Source organism: Legionella maioricensis (genome assembly GCF_023618015.1).
Classification (GTDB): Bacteria; Pseudomonadota; Gammaproteobacteria; order Legionellales; family Legionellaceae; genus Legionella; species Legionella maioricensis.
This window is the reverse complement of the sequence record NZ_JAJKBJ010000003.1, coordinates 224,064-243,582: the sequence shown is the minus strand read 5'-3', so window position 1 is coordinate 243,582 and position 19,519 is coordinate 224,064. Positions and strand designations below refer to the sequence as shown.

Here is a 19,519-nt window from a genome sequence, read left to right as displayed (position 1 = left end):
GAACTTATCTACGTCATCCCGAACTTATCTACGTCATCCCGAACTTATCTACGTCATCCCGAACCTATCTACGTCATCCCGAACTTATCTACGTCATCCCGAACGAAGTGAGGGATCTCCAGGGTTTACCCCTGAAGCCTCTGGTAAGAGCATTGTACTGGACAGCTCCCTGACTTGGTTCGGAATGACAACATGACGTGCAAATTTTTCGAGATTACATAAGGTCTATATTTTTTGAGTTAAAGTAGCCCATATTCGACCAAGAATCTCGTGCATGGCAATAGAAAAATAAGACAAATTGTAGGTATTCGGGATAATCATTTTTCCTTTGTCCTCAGTACTCCAAAAAAAAGTGTAATCAGTTGGAGCAGCTATAGGATGCAATCCCTGTTGCTGACATAAAGCAATAGAGCGTGGCATATGAATTGCTGAAGTAACTAAATAAAAAGGCTGCTTATGAACTATAGAGACGAGTTCCCTTGCTTGGTCAGCTGTATTAATAGATTTCAATTCAAGGACTACATCTTGCTCTGGAATGGAAAACCACTTGGCCAATTGAGCTAAAAGTAAGGCCTCGGGTTGCTCACCGGAAGTCCCCCCTCCGGATAAAACCAATTTTGCCTGTGGCAAAGCTCTAAATATTCGTACTCCCTCTACCAAGCGCTTAATGCTTGCGGAAGATAACCGGACGTTGGCTGGCATCCCTTCAAGTTGGTTTTGACCGCCGCTTAAAACCACCACCCATTTAATCTTGGGGTCAATCTGCTGCACTATGGGATACTGGGTTTCTAATTTGCTGGTTATATATCTTGGTAACCAACCTGTGCTAATAACCATTAAGAATATAAAAACCAGACATAACATGATGCGGACAAAAACAAGATATGTTCGGCGCCATAAAAAAAAGATGCATAAGCCTAAAACCAACAGGCATAAAAAATAAGGATTAATCATAAATTCAATCAAATGTCTCAGTATAGCCATTATCTTACTCGTCTCATTAAATAAAGTCCGATTAAAGCAAATATAATTGTAGGTCCTAAGGCCGCCAATTCTGGAGGCCATTGAAATACAGCACTGACTGGTCCAAAAAAACGATTAACAATATGGAAACCAAAACCGACTGTTGCTCCTACAAGTAATTTTGAGCCCATGGTAGAGGAACGTAAAGGACCAAATATAAAAGGAATAGCCAATACCATCATCACCATAGTTGTAAACGGTTGGATCATTCGTTGTAAAAAAGCAAATTTATAATTATGCGCATTTTGTTGACTGCGTTTTTGCTCCCGCAAATAGCGATTAAGTTCATGCAACGTCATTTCATCAGGATTAGTACCGCTAATTTTTAGAATGTGCGGCTTCACCAACACATCCCAGGGAAGAGAGGCAAATTTGGTAGCCTTAGTACGATCGGTTTGAAATTCTGTTTGTTTCACGTCATAAGCAATCCATGTGTTATCTATATATTTCGCTTCGCCAATTTCACGAGTAATTTTCAAGTCATGATGTTCATCAAAGCGAAATTGATATATATTTTGCAATACGTTATCAGGAAGTATCGTCCCTATAGAAATAAAATCATTACCATAGCGCAACCAGACGCCCTGAGCAGTTCGTAATGTTTGCCCCCCGGTTAACGCTGCAGTTTTATAATCGTTTGCATAGTGAGACATCAAGGGAACCAAGGTCTCCCCCATAGCCGTTATCAAAATGATAACCACAACCGATGCTTTTAAAACAGCCCCGGTTATTTGCCCAATGGACATTCCCGCGGCTCGCATAACGATTAATTCACTATGATTCGCCATGACGCCTAAACCAATTAAACATCCTAATAAACTGGCCATGGGAAAAAATAAATAGATTTGATAAGGCAGTTGTAACAAAACAAATAACGTAGTCTGCGCGATACCGTAGTCTACCTTCCCCAAGTCGTCCAATTGACTTACAAACAAAATAAAAACCTGTAATCCAGCCAACATGAGGGTTACTAAACCAATTGCCAAGAGAACAGTTTTAGCAATGTAACGATCCAGTATTCTCATGCTCATGACAATTTCACCTGATTACGCCAAATCAGAAGCAAACCAATGATTATTACCAGAAGATGTATCCACCACATTCCTATCCATAAGGGAATTTTTCCTGAAGCGGTGGCATCACGAGCGACAAACATAAAGTTAGCATAAAGAATATAAATGATTACAGCGGGTAATAATTTGGCAAATTTTCCCGAACGAGAATTAACTCGACTTAGAGGAACTGCAACAAGGGTCAGAGTAAAGACCATCAAAGGGATGGATAAACGCCATTCCAATTCAGCTCCTTTTTGAGGGGCAGAACTGTTTAAAGGCCATAAACTCCTAAGCGAGGCAGTACGGAGATCTTCATTAAGCCCCCTTACTGTCGGATGAGGCAAGCGTGCCTTATAATCAGCAAATTGGGCCACCTGATAATCCGCATTCCCGGGAACCCCCTGATATTCTTTTCCATCCTGCAGCACGATGTATTCTTCTAAAGTTTTAGGATCAGTCTCGGCATATGCTTTATCAGCCCATAATACATCCCATTGTATTTTTTCTTCTTTACTACTCTTTTTTGCTAAAAAAACCTGTTCCGCTTTACTGTGGTCACGGCTCATAGACTGAACATAAAATACTTGTTGCCCCGCATTGATGGCATGAAATCGCCCCGGCATAATGGTTTGAATCAAGGTTTGTATCCCTGTGGAGCGTAACAGTTTTGCGCGTTCTACTGCAATAACAGGACTTATCCAAATCATGACCACACCCACAAAAACAGCTACAAAGCTGGCCATAATAAAACTGTGCTTTAATAATTGTTTTGGTCCATAACCACAGGCACGCAAGATGGTCATTTCGTTTTCAGCATACAAACGCCCGTAAGCGAGCAATAAGGCCATATAAAAACCAAGAGGCAAAAGTAATCCCATCAAATTGGGTAATTCCAGCATCATCAATTTCATGATAATCATACCGGGAATACTACCGGACGCCGCGCGATTTAAATATTGAACGAACTGATTACTCAAAAAAATTAACATTAATACAGCAGTTAATGAAATTAATGTGACAAATACTTCTTTGGCCAAATAACGAAAAATTATCACTCAATACCCCTGTCATGAGGATGTTGCATGCTGACTCACTTTAACTTGAATTCTACCGTTGAACTTACCGAGAGCCCATCATCACGAATACCGTGAGGGCTCTCCCAACATTTAGAGCTGTACCTAAACCTTCACTTCGCTCGGGATGACGTTTTTCCCGGGGTTATTAGAGGTCACTTGTTGCTCCAATTCAACGATTTAAATTGTTATTTATTCAGAATAACATAAAAGATATCTGTTCATGATAATTCATGACGGGCGAATTAAAAATACCATTTGCTATTCAAACTGATATATATCCTTAATTTCCGGAAACGCAGGGTTTAATAATTTGCGCCGCTCATGATGGTTAGGTAAACTAGACTCTTTTAGTCTTCTAGGACAATAAAATGAATTACGGATTAACTCAAAAGCCCTCACTGACTCACAGTGAATGTCTTGTACTGGGTATCTTTTCAGATGCAGAATTACCTGAGTTCGCGTTAACTCTGGATAAAGAACACCATAACCTCATTACAAAACTAGCTCAACGGGCTGCTGAGCCCGGAGATTCAGCATGGCAGACTGATGTTCAAGGACATAGCCTGTTACTTGTTCAATGTGGGAAGAAAGCAGAGTTCACCCCCGCTAAACTACAAAAAAGATTAGTAGAAATAGCTGACTCTTTAATCAAACAGCACTTTACTTCCGCAACCCTTTGTCTTCCCCAGTTGGCGCAACATACTGCGGAATGGCAATTGGAACAAATGATCATTCAAATCGATAATCTACGTTATCAACTGCTTGATTTTAAAAAGAAAAATTCAAAACCTCATAAGCTGGAAGCCATTACCTTTTACTTACCCGGCGCAAATGAACAAGTATTGGAATTGGCCCTGGCAATTACCCAAGGTGTTGAAATGACCCGCCATCTGGCCAATATGCCAGCCAATATCTGCACCCCCACCTATCTGGGAGAACAAGCAGTGCAATTGGCCAAACAATTCGAAACGATGAGTTGTAAAGTAATGGGGCCTGAAGAAATACGTCAAATGGGCATGGGCGCTTTATTAGCAGTATCCCAAGGCAGTGACCAACCGCCAAGACTTATCGATATTCAGTACAAGGGGGCTGGAAATACACCTCCAATCATTCTGGTAGGTAAAGGCATTACTTTTGACACCGGAGGATTATCCATTAAGCCGGCTAATGCCATGGATGAGATGAAGTATGACATGTCAGGTGCGGCAAGTGTTTTAGGCACCTTGAAAGCTTGCGCACTGCTCAAATTGCCAATCAATGTCATTGGTCTTATTGCCAGCGCTGAAAACATGCTCAGCGGTGCAGCCATTAAACCTGGGGATATCATTACCAGCATGTCCGGCCAAACAATAGAAGTAATTAATACAGATGCTGAAGGTCGTTTGGTATTAGCAGATGCGCTTACTTATGCAGAACGTTATAAACCAGAGTTTGTACTTGATATTGCCACACTAACAGGCGCAATGATTGTCGCTCTAGGCAGCGTTGCCACTGGATTTATGACCAATGATGATCCATTAGCGAAACTCATCGAACGTGCTGGCAAAGAGAGTGAAGACAAAGTCTGGCGCATGCCCTTGGATGAAGCATATCAAGATGCTATAGATAGTCCTTTAGCAGATATGATTAATGCAGGGTTTGATCGTTCCGCAGGAAGCATTACCGCGGCATGTTTCTTATCTCGCTTTACCGAAAAATATCGTTGGGCTCATTTGGATATTGCCGGTACCGCCTGGATTTCTGGAAAAAAACGTAATGCCACGGGCAGACCTGTTCCTTTACTCACTCAATTAATACGTCATGTCGCCAATTCGCGTTGATTTTTATTTATTAGCAAGCGACCAGCCTGATGCACGTTGGTTGATCGCTTGTCGTCTCCTGGAAAAAGCCTATAGTAGAGGCCATAGAGTCTATGTACATTGCGCGAACCAAGAGGATGCTGAGCTTTTAGATGATTTGTTATGGTCATTTAGAGACGACAGCTTTATTCCCCATAACCTCTTGGGAGAAGGTCCTGAGCCACCTCCCCCTATCCAAATAGGTTTTGGGAAAGAGCCCAGAGGATTTAACGACATATTATTAAACCTTGCTCCGGAGATCCCTTCTTTCCATACCAAATTCAAAAGAATCATGGAGCTGGTATCAAACCAGGAAGCAGAGAAAGAGCAGAGCAGGGCTCATTATAAAGAATATAGGGGCAAAGGCTATGAGCTCAATACTCATAATATTGAGTAGTAAATTAAAACCCTAATATCATTTCATTATTCGCCTTTGTCTGATTCTGATATGCGCTTGACGGGTTAAATAACCCAAACTCCAGTAACGGTACCTGAACCCCGGCCCGACCTTTGTTGCATCGCCTCAAGCTATCGCTAATGCAATCAGGGTTGAGATCATAAGACGCTAATCGTTTTTGAACAGAAGGAAATGTTCCTGTGATCTTTATTTCCCATAAAAGAAACTCAACTAAGGATTTGATTGCAGAATCCAGTGCCACCTTAGTGTAAAAACTGATGGCATCGTGAGTTCGTTTTTCCATGTATCGCTCATATTCCAATGGACTATCAGGCTCTTCCGTCAGGGATGGAATTTGTCCTTCAAGCAAAAGACCGCAGGTCAAATCCGCAACAGGGCTTTTTTGTTGTTCAAGGATTGTAATAATGTCGTTCAAGCGACTTTCATTAATTTCAACAGCGAAACTTAGCTCATTAAAGTCAATATTTTCAGTAGTTCTCTCTAAAACCAGAGCACTTACCTGGTTAGCCAATTGCTCTGCCCAAAATGCATTCAGGGAAATAGGATTATCATCAATAACCACTGTCTGTATGCTTAAAGGTAAAACGCTAAAAAGTCGCGCTAATTCAGTGTTCGTCATTTTATCAAAGCCATTCTTGCTCAAATTAAGGGAAGTAAGTCTTGCAGGTAAAGCAGCAAAGGCTTCTACTAATTCAGCGTGATTCTTGGTACCCAACTTATTCCAGCTTAAATCCAAGGAGGTAAGCGTTGCAGGAAGTGCTTTGAAGATTTGGATTAATTCAGCACCCGTCTTCTTATTAAGTCCATTCTCACAAAGATTAATAGATGTAAGTTCAGGCAGAGCCTTAAAAGCTTGCGCTAATACATCACCACTTTTGTTGCTCAACTGATTTAAACTCATATCAAGGGTAGTAATAGTCTTGGGCAGTGCCCCCAATATTTGTACTAATTCATCATCTGTTTTGTTATCAAAGTCATTCTTGCTCAAATTAAGGGAAGTAAGTCCTTCAGGTAAAGCGGCAAAGGCATCTACTAACTCAGCGTGACTCTTGGTACCCAAATCATTCCAGCTTAAATCCAGGGAGGTAAGTGTTTTAGGAAGTGCTTTGAAGATTTGGATTAATTCAGCACCCATCTTCTTATTAAGTCCATTCTCACAAAGATTAATAAATGTAAGTTCAGGCAGCACCTTAAAAGCTTGCGCTAATGCATAACCACTTTTGTTGCTCAACTGATTTAAACTCATATCAAGGGTAGTAATGGTCTTGGGCAGTGCCTCCAATATTTGTACTAATTCCTCATCTGTTTTGTTATCAAGACGATTTCCACTTAAAGAAAGAGAAATGAGGCTTGGCAAAGCAGCAAAAGCTTTAGCTAATTCGTCGCCCTTTTTGCTATCAAGCTGATTCAGATTCAAATCAAGGAACGTCAGCCCCTTAGGCAAGGCCGCGAAGATTTGTGCCAATTCGGCACCAGTTTTGCTACCCAACGCATTCCAGCTCAAATCCAGAGAAGTAATGGTTTCACGTAGTTTGCCTAAAGCCTGGGCGCATTCGGCAGCGCTCATCTGATCCAGACAATTCAAGCTCAAATCAAGAAAGTTGACGCTTGCAGGCACTGCCTCAAGAACTTGTTTTAATTCAGTGGTGCCCAGACGATTTTGAGTTAAATTAAGGAAGGTAACCGTTTCTGGTACTGCTCGAATGATTGAAGCTAATTTAATCCCCATCTTGTAAAGTGAATTCTTGCTCAAATCAAGAATGGTTGTATTGAGAGGGATGGTTGCAAGCGCTAGGTCTATCTCGTTACTGGTTTTATTGCCAATATTATCTAATCGATATTGCATGGGACGTACTCCTATCGTAATCCATGGGAAAAATCCAAAACGTTTAGTTAATTGAGTAAGAGACAAAACCAGAAGACAGGGGAAAAACCATAGGTGTTTTCGCTGAACTAAAGCTCAATGACGGTGGTGGTATCATTGCAACAATACCGCCCCCAGATTCATCTGGTCTTTATCTCAACGACAAACCCGTTTAATGATTAAAACTAGGAAATTACCAGTTCTCTATTAATCCCTATAGAGAAGATAAGTCGTCAATCAAAAGCCTGTTTTTGCTGAACAGACCAATTGATGGAACATACTATACCACATTGATTTAATTTTTTACAGTTTTTTTTAAAGCATACTTCTGATCCTCGTAGCCCCTGAAGATAAGCATTGCACCTACCATTCGTTGACTAGGACCACATCACATCACAGTCCTTTTTTATAGCGGCCTGTAACATATTAATCAGCGGGATTGCTCGTTTTGCCAAACCGATTTGAGGTTCATTTTCATCCTCATCGGCTTGTGACGAAGGATTGATTTTATTCTTATCCTGTCCCAGACCCCGCTGCAGACTGGATAAGGCAGCAGGAATTTCCTCAGCCTTAAATGCGCCTGGAACAGTGCCGCTATGCCCCATTAAAGACAGTAAACTTTTGGCAACATCACTAAAATAAGAAATGTTTTCATAAGCATCACAACTAAATGTAATCAATTGTAATCTCCCTGATTTATTGTTTTTTATTTACCATAAACGCGCAACAAATACTCTGTAACGGTGCGTAAGCCCATAGCTTCTCCACCCTCAGGTTTACCTGGCTTACTGCTTGTATTCCAGGCCATAACATCAAAATGAGCCCAGGCAACGGATGGAGCCACAAAACGTTGCAAAAACAATCCAGCAATAATCGCACCGGCATAAGGCGAGGTACTGGAGTTTGCCAAATCAGCAATATTTGAGTTCAATAAGTCCTCGTAAGCTGCAAATAAAGGAAGCCGCCAAACAGGATCTCCTGCTTTCGAAGAAACCTCAGTTAACTCAGCAGCCAGTGTATCATTATTTGAGAACATGGCGGCTATTTCAGTGCCTACTGCAACACGAGCAGCACCTGTTAATGTAGCAAAGTCAATAATCAACTCCGGATGTTCCTCACAGGCTTTCACTAAAGCATCAGCCAGAACCAAACGTCCCTCAGCATCGGTGTTGTCTACTTCTACCGTCAGGCCATTGCGCATGGTTAAAACATCACCGGGTCTAAACGCGTCAGGTCCTATAGAATTTTCAACTGCCGGAATGAATACCTGCAAACGAACCGGCAAACGCCGCATCATAATCCACTGAGCAAGACCGATTACATGAGCTGCGCCCCCCATATCTTTTTTCATCAAGCGCATCCCAGAGGAGGGCTTAATATCTAATCCACCACTATCAAAACAAACACCTTTGCCCACTAAAGTAATTCGAGGATGGCGCTCATCCCCCCAGGTTAAAGACAGTAATCGTGGGGCAGAAGCGGAGGCACGGCCAACGGCATGAATAGCCGGAAAATTATCGTCAAGTAACTCATTTCCAACCCATTGCTTAAATTGAGCCCTATGGGTTTTAGCAAGTTGCTCAACCGCCTCCGCCATTTCTTTAGGCCCCATATCGCTCGTAGGGGTGTTAATCAAATCGCGCACTAAATAGATGGATTGGGTTAAAGCAAGAACATCAGCTAACTCTTCTTCTTTAACTACCAAAAGCCGTGGTTGCAGATCATATTTTTTATAAGCGACAAAACGATATTGTGCTAATCCCCAGGTCACTGCGGCTCCCTGAGTTAACTTATCTTGCACTTGATAACTTCCTGGCGGTAATAACAGAGCGGCATTAGCTAAGGCCAATTCCTGATTGCCTGAACCGGAACCTACATAAGCCTTATCTACCACGCCATCCGCATTATTGATCAAACAATAATCGCCAATTTTTCCTTTGAATTGGCGCAAGGCAAAGCAATTACGTTCGGCCGATGATAAGGTTTCCACTCCTTCTGCCCATTGGGTTTGGGAAATTAAAAAAAGAGGAATGGCTCTGCCACTATGAGTTTCATAAAATAAATTAGCTTGCATCGTTCTTATTCCTTCATCTGACCACGGAAATGACTGAATCTAAGTCCAGTAAGACCTAGGGCTAATAAATATATTACCACGACTACAAAAACATGGGCTAATAATAGGCCCAATCGCGTCACCGGAGGAAAACTCAACCAATAGCTTACTGTCCCGTCCGCGAACCATAAATAGACCGCAATAGCCCCATTAGCAATCAATAATTGCATGATGTACTTGAACCATCCTGGAGAAGGCTTAAACACACCGCGCTTGACCAGCAAAAAGAGTAAAAGACCACAATTCACGTAACCCGCTAAAGCCGAGGCTAAAGTTAATCCTGCGTGAGCAAAAAAGCCAATAAAGATAGAACATAATATTGTATTTACTATCATGGAAACAGCACCTACTTTGACCGGGGTGCTGATATCCTGGCGAGCATAGAAGCCAGAAGCCAAAACTTTTACCATCATAAAGGCCGGAACCCCAGAGGCCAGCGTTATAAGACTTTTTTGCGTTTGCATTAAATCGTAGACATGAAACTTACCGTAAGCAAAACAACTGGCAATTAAAGGCATAGCAAATAAAGCCAAACCTAAACCTGCAGGTACTCCGATCAATAAAATGGACCGCAACCCCCAATCCAAGGCCCGGGAATACTGTGCCTCGCTTTGTTCTGCATGTTTTCGAGAAAGATGAGGAAGAATCACGGTGGCAATGGCAACGCCAAAAACACCTAAGGGAAAATCAGTCAATCGATCGGTATAGTACAACCAGGACACACTACCCACTTTTAGAAAAGAAGCAAAAATACTGTCGACCATTAAATTAAGCTGAGCAATCGAGACGCCAAATAAAGCAGGGAGCATTAATTTAAGGACTTTATTAACTCCAGGATCATCGCGAACTACTCGCGGTCTTATCAACAGATTTTTTTGATATAAAAAAGGGAGTTGAAAAAGTAATTGAGCCACTCCCGCAATTAAAACGCCCCAGGCCAAACCGACGACGGGTTGCGGCAAGTTAGGACACAAATAAATAGCGGCTAAAATCATACTGATATTAAGCAATACGGGGGTAAAAGCAGGCACTCCAAAATAACCATAAGTATTGAGAACAGCCCCTGCCATAGCAGTTAAGGAGACAAGCATCAAAAACGGAAAGGTAATTCGGAGCATTACCGTAGCCAGATCGGCACGAATGCTGTCCTGACTAAAGCCAGGAGCAAACAAAAAGATAATCACTGGCGAGGCGATGATTCCTATTATCGTAACCAAGGTGAGAATGGAGCTTAAATATCCGGCGATCCGGGCAATAAAAGTCCTGACATCTTCTGGAGATCGTGTTTTTTGATATTCAGCCAAGACGGGAACAAAAGCTTGGGCAAAAGCACCTTCAGCAAAAAGACGCCGCATAAAATTGGGAATTCTAAAGGCTACAAAAAAAGCGTCCATTCCTGCTTGAGCACCAAAAAAATTAGCAAGGACCATATCACGAGCAAAGCCCACCATACGCGAAATAAAGGTCATTACTGACACGAGTGTGGTCGAACGCAGTAAACTTTGTCGTTTTGGTACCATAATATCCGTCGCTGACATGTCTTTCATTGGAAAAAGGAAAATATCTCCTATGATATACCGAAATTATCAAAGTTACATCAAGGACTATATTGACAAATTCTAACTCATTGTGCATGATCAACATCTTTTGTACTATCTGAATGAGTGGAGATTTTTAAGTGGCAAATATTAAATCAGCGATCAAACGTGCTCGTCAAAACGTGAAACTGCGCCAACACAACGCCAGTGCACGTTCCATGTTCCGCACTTATATTAAAAATGTGCTTAAAGCAGTTGAGGCTGGTGATAAAGAAGCTGCTCAAGCTGCTTATACTAAAGCACAACCTGTTATTGACAAAGCTACTAGTAAAGGCTTAATCCATAAGAATAAAGCTGCTCGTATTAAAAGCCGTCTGGTCGCTCGAGTTAAGGCGATGGCTGCTTAATCCTGTGTTTTCCGTCGCTCTAAGTTCGAAAACATCCGAACCGGCATTGCCCGGTTCGGTTCCTACTATCTGAGCAACTTTTATCCGAAACATTTACACACGGTAGTTAGCGAATTAATTTAATTTTTTCAAGTCATCCGAACTTGAGGGAATTTTGCTGCCCTTCTAGCATGTCAGGTGTACCTAACTTTGATTTATCTGTCCTTCCGATGTCTTTTAATCCTCGATAGACGGGACTTAGCATAGGATAGTAGTTACCAGGCTCCTCTTCAATTCTTTTATTTTCTTTAATCTAATTTAATCAAAATCATTATCACTCAATTGAGGATTTTCATTTATTTTATCCAATACCTCTGCAAACATTTTTCGTCTTTCCCGAGATATTTTGAAATAAAATCTATATGTAGATTGTGTTACTTTTACCAGAGTAAGAAAATCTAATGCCAATTTTCAGGAGCTTCATGTAGAATTAGTGAGAACAGCAGAACAAATACTTCAGGGCGGCACACAACCCCCAACTCAAAACAATCTCATCTTGCCCGAAACAGCATTGAATAGAGAATAAGAGATGACAAGCACTAAGCGTGTTTGACAAGATAATTTGTCAAATAACTCTATTTAGATCTGCTTTTTTATTTAGATCCGTTATTAAAAGAATATTGGACATTGAGTCGGAATATTAGACAACGTCACGGGGCAAATGCGAATTATTGATATATTTCTATTTGTTTTACATCTAAGCGATTTTCTTCGTTATTTTTAATATCACTCTGAAGAACAAGAACAAGTTTATTAGCAAAATTAGTTAACTCATCACGCTGTATAGGGTGTATATCACACCAGTGGTTATTTAATGGTAAATAGTCCTCATCATCCATCAAATCATCAATGCAAGGCCCGGAGCTAGACTCCTTAGGAGGACGCTGAAAAGGAGTAAAGAATGTGGGATTCGATTTTTCTTTAAGCACATACTTAATTAAAAAGTTTGTTTGCTCAAAACCCATCTGGACAGCACTTACAAGTTCTTTAATCGAGTACCCATCAAATTTATTAGGATTATCTATCAATGTTGGAGGAAATCCACATTGCATTAATAGTGTATTCAAAAGAACCATACAAAATACCCTACAATTGCAGTCTTGAAATGGGTGGAGTCGTTCCAATCGTTGAATCCATTTTACAATGACAGTAAGTTTTTCTTGATCAGAATTAGTACTTTCGAGTTCCGTATAAAGATTTTCTAGTATTCTTTTTATTTCATTTATCAGATTTTTTTGAAATTTTTCTTTTAACTCCATATAACAAGTTGTTTCTATTTGCTTAGAGTGTAACTCAGAAAACTCTTCTATTTCGTCGTCTGTTAATTTTCCATCATAACTATTAATATAGAATCCTTGGTGAACTCCACGTAACAACTGATTTAAATGCATAACCTGATCACCAGATCCCTTAATATCTGAAAGACTAGGGATTTGATATGGATATTTTTTATGTTCTTCAACCAATTCTTTTAAACCATCTTCACTACATGTCTCAGGGACTATGCCAAACGCGACACTATAGCCATTTCTAAGTTTTCCTGGGACAGTATTTAACATACTGACATTGCTTGCACAGGCTATGTGAATATTTATGATGTCTTCAAAATTTATATGTTTTTTTTCTATTATAATTGGTATTACATAAGCGTAAGCATTTAACACGCCTTGTAATGACCCTGGTTCAGTACTCTCCCAAGACCGCACTGCGGTATAAGTTCCCTGTTTATTTAAATCCATTGCAAAACGGTGTAATTGGTATGGAGCATATTCTGCAAGTAACTTTATTATGGATAACCCTGACATATTGTAACCAAACAGGTAGTAAATTAGAACTTATTGTACTTGGTGTGCTCACTTCGGTCAAACAAACTTATTTTTATCGTATAATAATCATTATGCGATGAAATTATCTTTCATGCTCGATCGCCACAATAAAATACTTATTGGGCATTTAAAGCCCACTTATGTAAACTAATACATATTTAATACTATGAGGCTGACACAAATGAAATTACAAAGTCAGGAAGAAAAAGACGCTTTTTTACTTGAGTGCTCACAACATATAAGACGAATTCAACAAAATAGTGGAATTAAATCTGACAGACCTAGCACTACGGCACTTATCACTGATGCAAAAATCTACGTTTTACAAACAATTTTTAATGCAGTTAATGAAAAGGATGTGTCAGAAAATGATATTGATTTAAACAGCTTATATAAAGACGTAAAAAAACAATTAAACCAAGGTCGATTATCGCAGCTTCCTGTTCCTGATGTTATATTAAAAACTTTGGGTTCGTTTGACAGAACATCCAATACCGATGCTGTTATGAAAAGCCATCGCGAAGTACCTCTAAATAATGCATTTGGGTATTTTTTGAATCTTTTCAGAAAAGAACCTTTATCTACCAGCTTTCTGAAGAGAACAGGTTTTTTTAACGTCGATGAAAAAGAGCCTTCGGTGAATAGCCAAGCCCTTGATGAGCCTAAATCAACTCTTTAAAATTTTGCTATGGATATGTTAACTCAATGAGCACCTTATAGTTAACATATCTTTCCTGGAAATTCGCATTTGCCCCGTTTCTGTAATAACACCCAAATTTTGACTATTGCCCGAAAAGTATATTCGTATTTTCTTTTAATTCGTTAGAATTAATAATTACCAATTGGATGCGAATCTCTTGTAATAGCCTTAATAATGAAGTTTCCCGACAGCCTCTCTCTTCACATTCGTATTTTAACTTATATAGTTCATTTTCTATAAAATCATTTAATTCCTCTGAATCTTTTGGAGGACTATTTATTAAAATATCAAGAATAGCTTTTGAACGATCCAGGTCATCCTGATAAGACCACGCAAAGAAAGGTTTACGTTTAATATTTGACTTAGACTGGCAATAAAAAAAATCGATGCGTGTTATTGTACTTCGTAGCTGATTGTTGAATGATGAGTTGTTAATTTCTAATCTATCGTCAGAGTTCCTTGTACTTCGTACCGGATTGTGGTTGAAGATTGAGAATCCAAGTTCCATTTTATTGTTAAACATAATATATAATCCAATGCGTTTTTTTCGAAACGTAGCATGATTTGCCCGGATTTGTAAATAAGCGTGTAAAAATAGAACAAAATCAGGTTGTGTCGCAAAAAGTTTTCCAAATGATAAACGCAGTTGTTTTGGGCATGGTTAAGCCGCTAAGGCATAGAATTGTTCAAAAACAGTCATATTTTCTGATTGCTGATGTTGGTTGTTCCTCAACAGATGATGTAGCTCCATCCCTGATAAAGGAGTTTGTGCTGAATGAAAGGCCTTGAAACCCATCATCGCTTTGGTGATTTTTTTGATAAACCGATGCTCCTGTTCAACAATGTTGTTGAGATATTAATTTGTCGAACGGTAGCTTGGCTCGATACTGAAATTTATAAACAAGAAAACAAAAGCGATACACTTCCCCAAAGCCAAATTACTGCTAAAAATCGTTATTCATTTAGATCTGAATTAATTAAGCAATAAATAAGGGGCATTATGCTTGACTTTGAAATGATGCTAACGGGCTACACATTAATTGTTGCTACAACCTCTGTGGCTATCTCCTTATCCGTTGATAAAAGCTGATGCACTTATTTAAACTCATGATGTTCCTAGATAACCAGTATCTATTCACAGAGATATCCACAGAAAATGTGGATAAGTTATTCAATATCCAAAGAAACCCAGAATGCGGATAGGCCTTGTTTTATAAGGATTTTGATTCATTTTAACTGAAATGAGAGAAACTGACGCTTGAGTAGGAAAAGAAGCTTATCCACAAGGAGGGGATAAATAAAAATAAGAAGGGGGTGGTTATGGTAACAACAAATATTTTAAAAAGACAGTCTTGACTGACACATTTTTTATAAAAATCGTTAGTGTTTCTGCTTAAAGAAGGTTTGAAACGACCCAATTTCTAATCCTGCTAACAGAAGCAACTTAAATGAATCCCCCTACTGGTATAAGCAGACAGCCGCATTATCAAAGGTTTGAATTGGAGCACATGTTACTGACCCAAAACGTAAGAAAGTTTAATATTAAGGCCAGGGTTTAGAGTATCCCTCTGCCGCCAGACGAATGGTACTGCGCCCAAATTTTTGATTATTTTTTTCAAAAATGAACATTAATTGCTCCATCTTTTCTAACGATTCATCACTGGACTGATGAAACATATCCAATTGTCCAGGATAATGATATCCGGGTCTAAAAATATGCCGTAAACATTTTTTTGCAAATTTGGTGATGATACGCAAATCATCGGTTGGATTAATAAACCCCACCTCAATGGATTGAAAGTGTTGCGCTAAATCCTCTCGAAACCGATTGGTATGAACAAAAACATACAGGCGTTACGCGACTAATTGCTGTTGTCTTAATTTTTCCACTGCCCGCGCACAATGGCTGCTTAAGGATAAACCAAGAGAAAAAAACAGGGGTACTATGCCCCCTGTTTATTAAGCATTCATTATTAGCTAGCCGTAAATACTAACTCGCTTGGCTTCGTTCAATTTCTCATAAACCCGTTTAGCAGGAACAAAGTTGGGATATTGAGTGACCAACCGCTGTAAAATCATCCTGGATAAAACCTCATCACCTCTATTCCACTCATTTAAGGCATCAAGATACATCAAGTCAGCAGATTCACCAGATGATGCTCGGGCGCGATTCATCAGCACCGGTTCAATAAAACTCACCCGTCCTTGAGCTTGAGCTTCCATTCGCTGTAATATTTTTCGAGCTTGCGGACTTCCATTTTCACTGGCTTGCTTTAATAGTTGCATCGCCTTTTCTGGTAGGCGTTCTCCTGATGTACCTTCCAAATAGTAAGTACCTAATTGATATTGAGCATAAGCATTCTGCCTGTCAGCTAATTTCTGATAAATACTGGCTGATATTTTGTTATCTTTTGGTACGCCCAACCCATAATGGTACATTCTCGCCAGAGCCAACATCGCTTTTTCATTTCCTTGGTCAGAGGCTTGCTGGTAGTATTTCAAGGCATCAGGAAAATCAAGTTTAGTACCCACTCCTGTTTCTGATAACAATCCTAGTGAATACAAGGCGTTCCCATTACCTAAAGCAGCAGCCTTTTTGTACCAGGCTAAAGCTTGCTGCTCATTGCGTTCCTGACCGAGGCCATAAAAATACATGCCCCCCAGCTGATTCATCGCTTCATCAACCCCTTTATTGGCTGCTTCAATAAACAAGGACTTCGCTTTAGCGTAATCGACTGGTACCCCTTTGCCGTACTCATACATTAGGGCCAGGTTATACTCACCCAATACATCCCCTTTATCTGCTGCCCGTTGATAGGCGTTTAATGCATCAGCATAGTTATCCTCTACCGTTTCGTAGAGGAATCCTAAAGCAACTGATGCTTTTGATAACTGATTTGCAGATTTTTTATACCATTCTTTTGCCAAGGTATAATCAGGCTCTCCAACCACCCCAAGCTGATAAAATTGTCCCAGTAAATATTGCGCAACGGGATTACCCTGCTCGGCAGAGGCGGTATACCAGCGTTGAGCGGCAACAGGATCAGGAGCCGCGCCTAATCCTTTTTCCAACATATAAGCCAATTTTAATTGAGCGTACTGATCTCCCTTTTCTGCGAGACCTTGATAAATTTGCTTCGCTTGTGCCATTTTCTCCGTATCAGAATGTTCTGGGTCATTATTTTCTGATAAATAATAATCCGCTAAAACGATACCAGCATGACTATTGCCCAAACGATAAGCCTTAACTAATTCGGGTAAGAAATCCTGCTCGGCTTGTCGTTTAAGTACCGCCAAATTAAAATCAGCATAAGAGAATTTGGCCTCAGCTGAGAGTTGAAGAAGATCGGTACCTTTTTCTTTATCCTTGGCAATTCCTTTACCCTCGGTAGTATAAGTACCCAGAATAAATTGACTTACTGGATTTTGACCTGATTGCTGATACCAATACATGGCTTTGGAGGGATCACTGGCTACTCCTATTCCGCGATCATAGAGCATCCCCAGTAATAATGCTGCTTTCTCATCACCTGTTTGTGCTTGCTCTTCAGCAACAGTAAACGCATTAGCCTGTCTTTGTTTATCCTCATCCATGGCATTATAAAATGCCAGAGGTAACAGAGCCTGGGCAACTCCATTTGCGGCAGCCCCTTGATAGAGTTGGCGTATCAAGGCCAGCTGGTGTTTTTTAACATCAACACTTAAGCCATGATTAAACTCTCGCGCCAAATGTTCACCCAACTCATATTCCGCAGGCCCATAATTATTCGCCGCTGAAAGATAAAGCATGGATAGCGCTTGCTCGCGATTGGGCTTAATATACTCTTTACCGTCCGGCCCCACTTTTCCATCACTAAGGATTCTGGCAAGAACGTATTGGCATCTTTTATTGCCTTTAAAAGCTCCATCAGTAAGCCAATTTAAGGCTGTTTGATAATCTTTTTCATCTTTGGCATGTTCTAAATACAAGATACCCAAGTTATATACTGCTGCCAAGTGCTGCTGTTCTGCGGCATTTTGGTAGAATACAATTGCGGCTGCATCATTTTGAGCAACACCCAAGCCATACTGAAACATCTGCCCAATTTCAAATTGCGATTGGGAGTCGCCTAATATCGCTTTGAAATACATTTGACTGAACACGGACATATAATTCAGTTGTTGCTGCCAACCGGGGGTCCAAAGATCCATTAAACTGACATTGGAAAAATCATCGTCATCATAATAATTAGCATCCATGTAAGGTGCTGGCAAATTAGAGCGCGCAACAACTGGGCTGGTCGCTTTTTCTAAGGCTTCTATTTGAGGATTTAAACGATAGCTGGGATAAGTCCATTGATTCGCCGGTAAATCATCTTTAGTTTTAGTGACGAGCGCATCATAGAAATTATTGATAGGAACCTCATTAGGCTGCGTCAGTTCAAACTGTGGCTTATAAATCTGTTGGCGAGGAATCACGTCCATTTGAGGTGCTTGATTGTACGTATTATTTCTTAATACAGTAGGATTTTTCCACGCACTCAATATCCCATTCATCTGATAGTTGGTTTCTTCCAATTTATCTGTTGAATCATTACTCAACCATAATGCCGCTTGCGCTAAGGGAGATATTTGGGTCTTTTTCTTGGCATCTTGAACAGCCTGATCGGCCCATTGTTTTGCTAAAGAGGGATCAGCACTGACTCCAATTCCTTTTTGATACAAATTAGCTAACTCACTTTTTGCTTCAGTTAAGCCTTCTTGAGCAGCTTTTAAAGTCCATAAAAATCCTGAATTTACATTATAAATTGGACTTTTATCCTGCAAATAAGCATGAGCTAAATGCAGATAAGCGTTGAGGTCATGAACAGCAATTGCTTTATTATACCATTTAACGGCGTCCTCTGGTTTATTGTCTGCTAATGCGGCATCACCTAAGGCCACCATTGCAGGAGCATAGTTTTGTGAGGCAGCTTTCGTTAATAACTCGACTCCCGCATCCTTATCTTTAGTCACTAATTTGCCTTCAATAGTGAGACGACCAAGCATTGTTTGTGCACGAGGATTACCATTATTAGCCGATTTATTTAACCAGATTAAACCTAATTTGCCATTACCTGAATGACGGCTATCGATAAAATTCTCTGCCAATGCAAATTGCGCGGTGGCATTACCATTTTTTGCTGCATCGATATAAAAGCGTCGGGCAGCATCATCATTTTTCTTGACACCAATACCGTATAAATAAGCAGCGGCCATAAACATTTGGGCATTAACATCTCCCGCAGCAGCTGCCTGTTTAAACCAGCGAATTGCCTGTTCAGGATTTTTATCTTGAAGTAAACTGTATTTGGCCATCAATTGGACGGCTGGTAAATAACCTTTTTCTGCAGATTTAACAAAATAACGCAGGGCCAAGTCATTATTTTTTAATTGGCCATAGCCATAAAGATACAATCGACCTAAATAATAGTCGGCTACCGCATCTTTTCCTGATTTACTCAGCAAAGGCTCAGCAGCTTTATTGTAATTGCCTAAGCGATAAGCGTTAAAGTTGTCGTCAGCAAAAGCCTGTTGACTGGCTGATGCAACGAAAAAACAAATCCAAGGTACTAGTGATTTCATGAAGATTCCCCTCTTGCA

17 protein-coding genes and 1 pseudogene are annotated in these 19,519 nt (G+C 40.2%); 6 read left to right on the top strand and 12 right to left on the bottom strand.

Going from position 1 to position 19,519, the window contains the following annotated elements; translation table 11 throughout:
• The coding region (locus LOX96_RS04840) for a hypothetical protein (RefSeq protein WP_250456352.1) at positions 1-196 on the top strand (196 nt) is incomplete at its 5' end.
• Positions 197-225: 29 nt separating this feature from the next.
• Here the strand turns inward: LOX96_RS04840 and LOX96_RS04835 are convergent.
• The 3 genes from LOX96_RS04835 to lptF are packed head-to-tail and all read right to left on the bottom strand — an operon-like array spanning position 226 to position 3,133.
• Positions 226-984 (bottom strand): YdcF family protein, encoded by a 759-nt coding sequence (locus LOX96_RS04835; RefSeq protein ID WP_250419247.1) that lies wholly within the window; start codon positions 982-984, stop codon positions 226-228.
• Positions 984-2,054: an LPS export ABC transporter permease LptG gene (gene lptG, locus LOX96_RS04830; RefSeq protein WP_250419249.1), complete on the bottom strand. Its 1,071-nt coding sequence runs from the start codon at positions 2,052-2,054 to the stop codon at positions 984-986. The genes LOX96_RS04835 and lptG overlap by 1 nt, the downstream gene beginning before the upstream one ends.
• Positions 2,051-3,133: an LPS export ABC transporter permease LptF gene (lptF, locus tag LOX96_RS04825; protein WP_250419251.1), complete on the bottom strand. Its 1,083-nt coding sequence runs from the start codon at positions 3,131-3,133 to the stop codon at positions 2,051-2,053. Before lptF ends, lptG begins: the two co-directional genes overlap by 4 nt.
• 389 nt (positions 3,134-3,522) lie before the next feature.
• Between lptF and LOX96_RS04820 the strand changes: the two genes are divergently transcribed.
• Both LOX96_RS04820 and LOX96_RS04815 read left to right on the top strand, forming a co-directional pair.
• The gene (locus LOX96_RS04820; protein WP_250419253.1) at positions 3,523-4,974 is read left to right on the top strand and encodes a leucyl aminopeptidase; all 1,452 of its coding nucleotides are present in this window, start codon (positions 3,523-3,525) and stop codon (positions 4,972-4,974) included.
• Positions 4,955-5,389, top strand: a complete 435-nt coding sequence (locus LOX96_RS04815; RefSeq protein WP_250419254.1) for a DNA polymerase III subunit chi — start codon at positions 4,955-4,957, stop codon at positions 5,387-5,389. Before LOX96_RS04820 ends, LOX96_RS04815 begins: the two co-directional genes overlap by 20 nt.
• Before the next feature lie 4 nt (positions 5,390-5,393).
• Here the strand turns inward: LOX96_RS04815 and LOX96_RS04810 are convergent, their stop codons facing one another.
• From LOX96_RS04810 to murJ, 4 genes are all read right to left on the bottom strand, one after another.
• A complete protein-coding gene (locus LOX96_RS04810; RefSeq protein ID WP_250419256.1) occupies positions 5,394-7,256 on the bottom strand; it encodes a leucine-rich repeat domain-containing protein in 1,863 nt (620 codons plus the stop codon).
• Positions 7,257-7,651: 395 nt separating this feature from the next.
• Positions 7,652-7,954 carry a DUF1840 domain-containing protein gene (locus LOX96_RS04805; RefSeq protein WP_250419258.1) on the bottom strand — a complete coding sequence of 101 codons (303 nt, stop codon included), beginning with the start codon at positions 7,952-7,954 and terminating at the stop codon, positions 7,652-7,654.
• Between the two features lie 26 nt (positions 7,955-7,980).
• Positions 7,981-9,348 (bottom strand): leucyl aminopeptidase family protein, encoded by a 1,368-nt coding sequence (locus LOX96_RS04800; RefSeq protein WP_250419260.1) that lies wholly within the window; start codon positions 9,346-9,348, stop codon positions 7,981-7,983.
• A 5-nt stretch (positions 9,349-9,353) separates the two neighbouring features.
• On the bottom strand, positions 9,354-10,925 hold the full coding sequence (gene murJ / locus LOX96_RS04795) for a murein biosynthesis integral membrane protein MurJ (RefSeq protein ID WP_250419262.1): 1,572 nt from the start codon (positions 10,923-10,925) through the stop codon (positions 9,354-9,356).
• Between the two features lie 140 nt (positions 10,926-11,065).
• Here murJ and rpsT point away from each other — a divergent pair, with 140 nt between their 5' ends.
• Complete coding sequence (rpsT, locus tag LOX96_RS04790; RefSeq protein WP_250419264.1) at positions 11,066-11,332, top strand: 30S ribosomal protein S20; 267 nt, start codon at positions 11,066-11,068, stop codon at positions 11,330-11,332.
• 707 nt (positions 11,333-12,039) lie between these two features.
• Here the strand turns inward: rpsT and LOX96_RS04785 are convergent.
• Positions 12,040-13,176 (bottom strand): hypothetical protein, encoded by a 1,137-nt coding sequence (locus LOX96_RS04785; protein ID WP_250419266.1) that lies wholly within the window; start codon positions 13,174-13,176, stop codon positions 12,040-12,042.
• A gap of 202 nt (positions 13,177-13,378) precedes the next feature.
• Here LOX96_RS04785 and LOX96_RS04780 point away from each other — a divergent pair, with 202 nt between their 5' ends.
• On the top strand, positions 13,379-13,876 hold the full coding sequence (locus LOX96_RS04780; protein WP_250419267.1) for a hypothetical protein: 498 nt from the start codon (positions 13,379-13,381) through the stop codon (positions 13,874-13,876).
• A gap of 103 nt (positions 13,877-13,979) precedes the next feature.
• Here LOX96_RS04780 and LOX96_RS04775 read toward each other — a convergent pair whose 3' ends face one another.
• Together LOX96_RS04775 and LOX96_RS04770 are read right to left on the bottom strand one after the other, a co-directional pair.
• On the bottom strand, positions 13,980-14,420 hold the full coding sequence (locus LOX96_RS04775; protein ID WP_250419269.1) for a hypothetical protein: 441 nt from the start codon (positions 14,418-14,420) through the stop codon (positions 13,980-13,982).
• Between the two features lie 138 nt (positions 14,421-14,558).
• Positions 14,559-14,693, bottom strand: coding sequence for a hypothetical protein (locus LOX96_RS04770; protein ID WP_431606662.1), 135 nt, complete (start codon positions 14,691-14,693; stop codon positions 14,559-14,561).
• Between LOX96_RS04770 and LOX96_RS04765 the strand changes: the two genes are divergently transcribed.
• Positions 14,673-14,885, top strand: coding sequence for a hypothetical protein (locus LOX96_RS04765; RefSeq protein WP_250419271.1), 213 nt, complete (start codon positions 14,673-14,675; stop codon positions 14,883-14,885). The two genes, LOX96_RS04770 and LOX96_RS04765, sit on opposite strands and share 21 nt — an antisense overlap.
• 560 nt (positions 14,886-15,445) lie before the next feature.
• Here the strand turns inward: LOX96_RS04765 and LOX96_RS04760 are convergent.
• Positions 15,446-15,826: pseudogene (locus tag LOX96_RS04760) on the bottom strand (DinB/UmuC family translesion DNA polymerase); the annotation flags it as partial.
• 48 nt (positions 15,827-15,874) lie between these two features.
• Positions 15,875-19,501 carry an SEL1-like repeat protein gene (locus tag LOX96_RS04755; RefSeq protein ID WP_250419273.1) on the bottom strand — a complete coding sequence of 1,209 codons (3,627 nt, stop codon included), beginning with the start codon at positions 19,499-19,501 and terminating at the stop codon, positions 15,875-15,877.
• Between the last annotated feature and the right edge of the window lie 18 nt (positions 19,502-19,519).

Coding starts and splice junctions, on each gene's coding strand:
- LOX96_RS04835 (WP_250419247.1), bottom strand. CDS start 984: ATGGCTATACTGAGACATTTGATTGAATTTATGATTAATCCTTATTTT.
- lptG (WP_250419249.1), bottom strand. CDS start 2,054: ATGAGCATGAGAATACTGGATCGTTACATTGCTAAAACTGTTCTCTTG.
- LOX96_RS04820 (WP_250419253.1), top strand. CDS start 3,523: ATGAATTACGGATTAACTCAAAAGCCCTCACTGACTCACAGTGAATGT.
- LOX96_RS04815 (WP_250419254.1), top strand. CDS start 4,955: ATGTCGCCAATTCGCGTTGATTTTTATTTATTAGCAAGCGACCAGCCT.
- LOX96_RS04810 (WP_250419256.1), bottom strand. CDS start 7,256: ATGCAATATCGATTAGATAATATTGGCAATAAAACCAGTAACGAGATA.
- LOX96_RS04800 (WP_250419260.1), bottom strand. CDS start 9,348: ATGCAAGCTAATTTATTTTATGAAACTCATAGTGGCAGAGCCATTCCT.
- murJ (WP_250419262.1), bottom strand. CDS start 10,925: ATGTCAGCGACGGATATTATGGTACCAAAACGACAAAGTTTACTGCGT.
- LOX96_RS04785 (WP_250419266.1), bottom strand. CDS start 13,176: ATGTCAGGGTTATCCATAATAAAGTTACTTGCAGAATATGCTCCATAC.
- LOX96_RS04780 (WP_250419267.1), top strand. CDS start 13,379: ATGAAATTACAAAGTCAGGAAGAAAAAGACGCTTTTTTACTTGAGTGC.
- LOX96_RS04775 (WP_250419269.1), bottom strand. CDS start 14,420: ATGTTTAACAATAAAATGGAACTTGGATTCTCAATCTTCAACCACAAT.
- LOX96_RS04765 (WP_250419271.1), top strand. CDS start 14,673: ATGAAAGGCCTTGAAACCCATCATCGCTTTGGTGATTTTTTTGATAAA.
- LOX96_RS04770 (WP_431606662.1), bottom strand. CDS start 14,693: ATGGGTTTCAAGGCCTTTCATTCAGCACAAACTCCTTTATCAGGGATG.
- LOX96_RS04755 (WP_250419273.1), bottom strand. CDS start 19,501: ATGAAATCACTAGTACCTTGGATTTGTTTTTTCGTTGCATCAGCCAGT.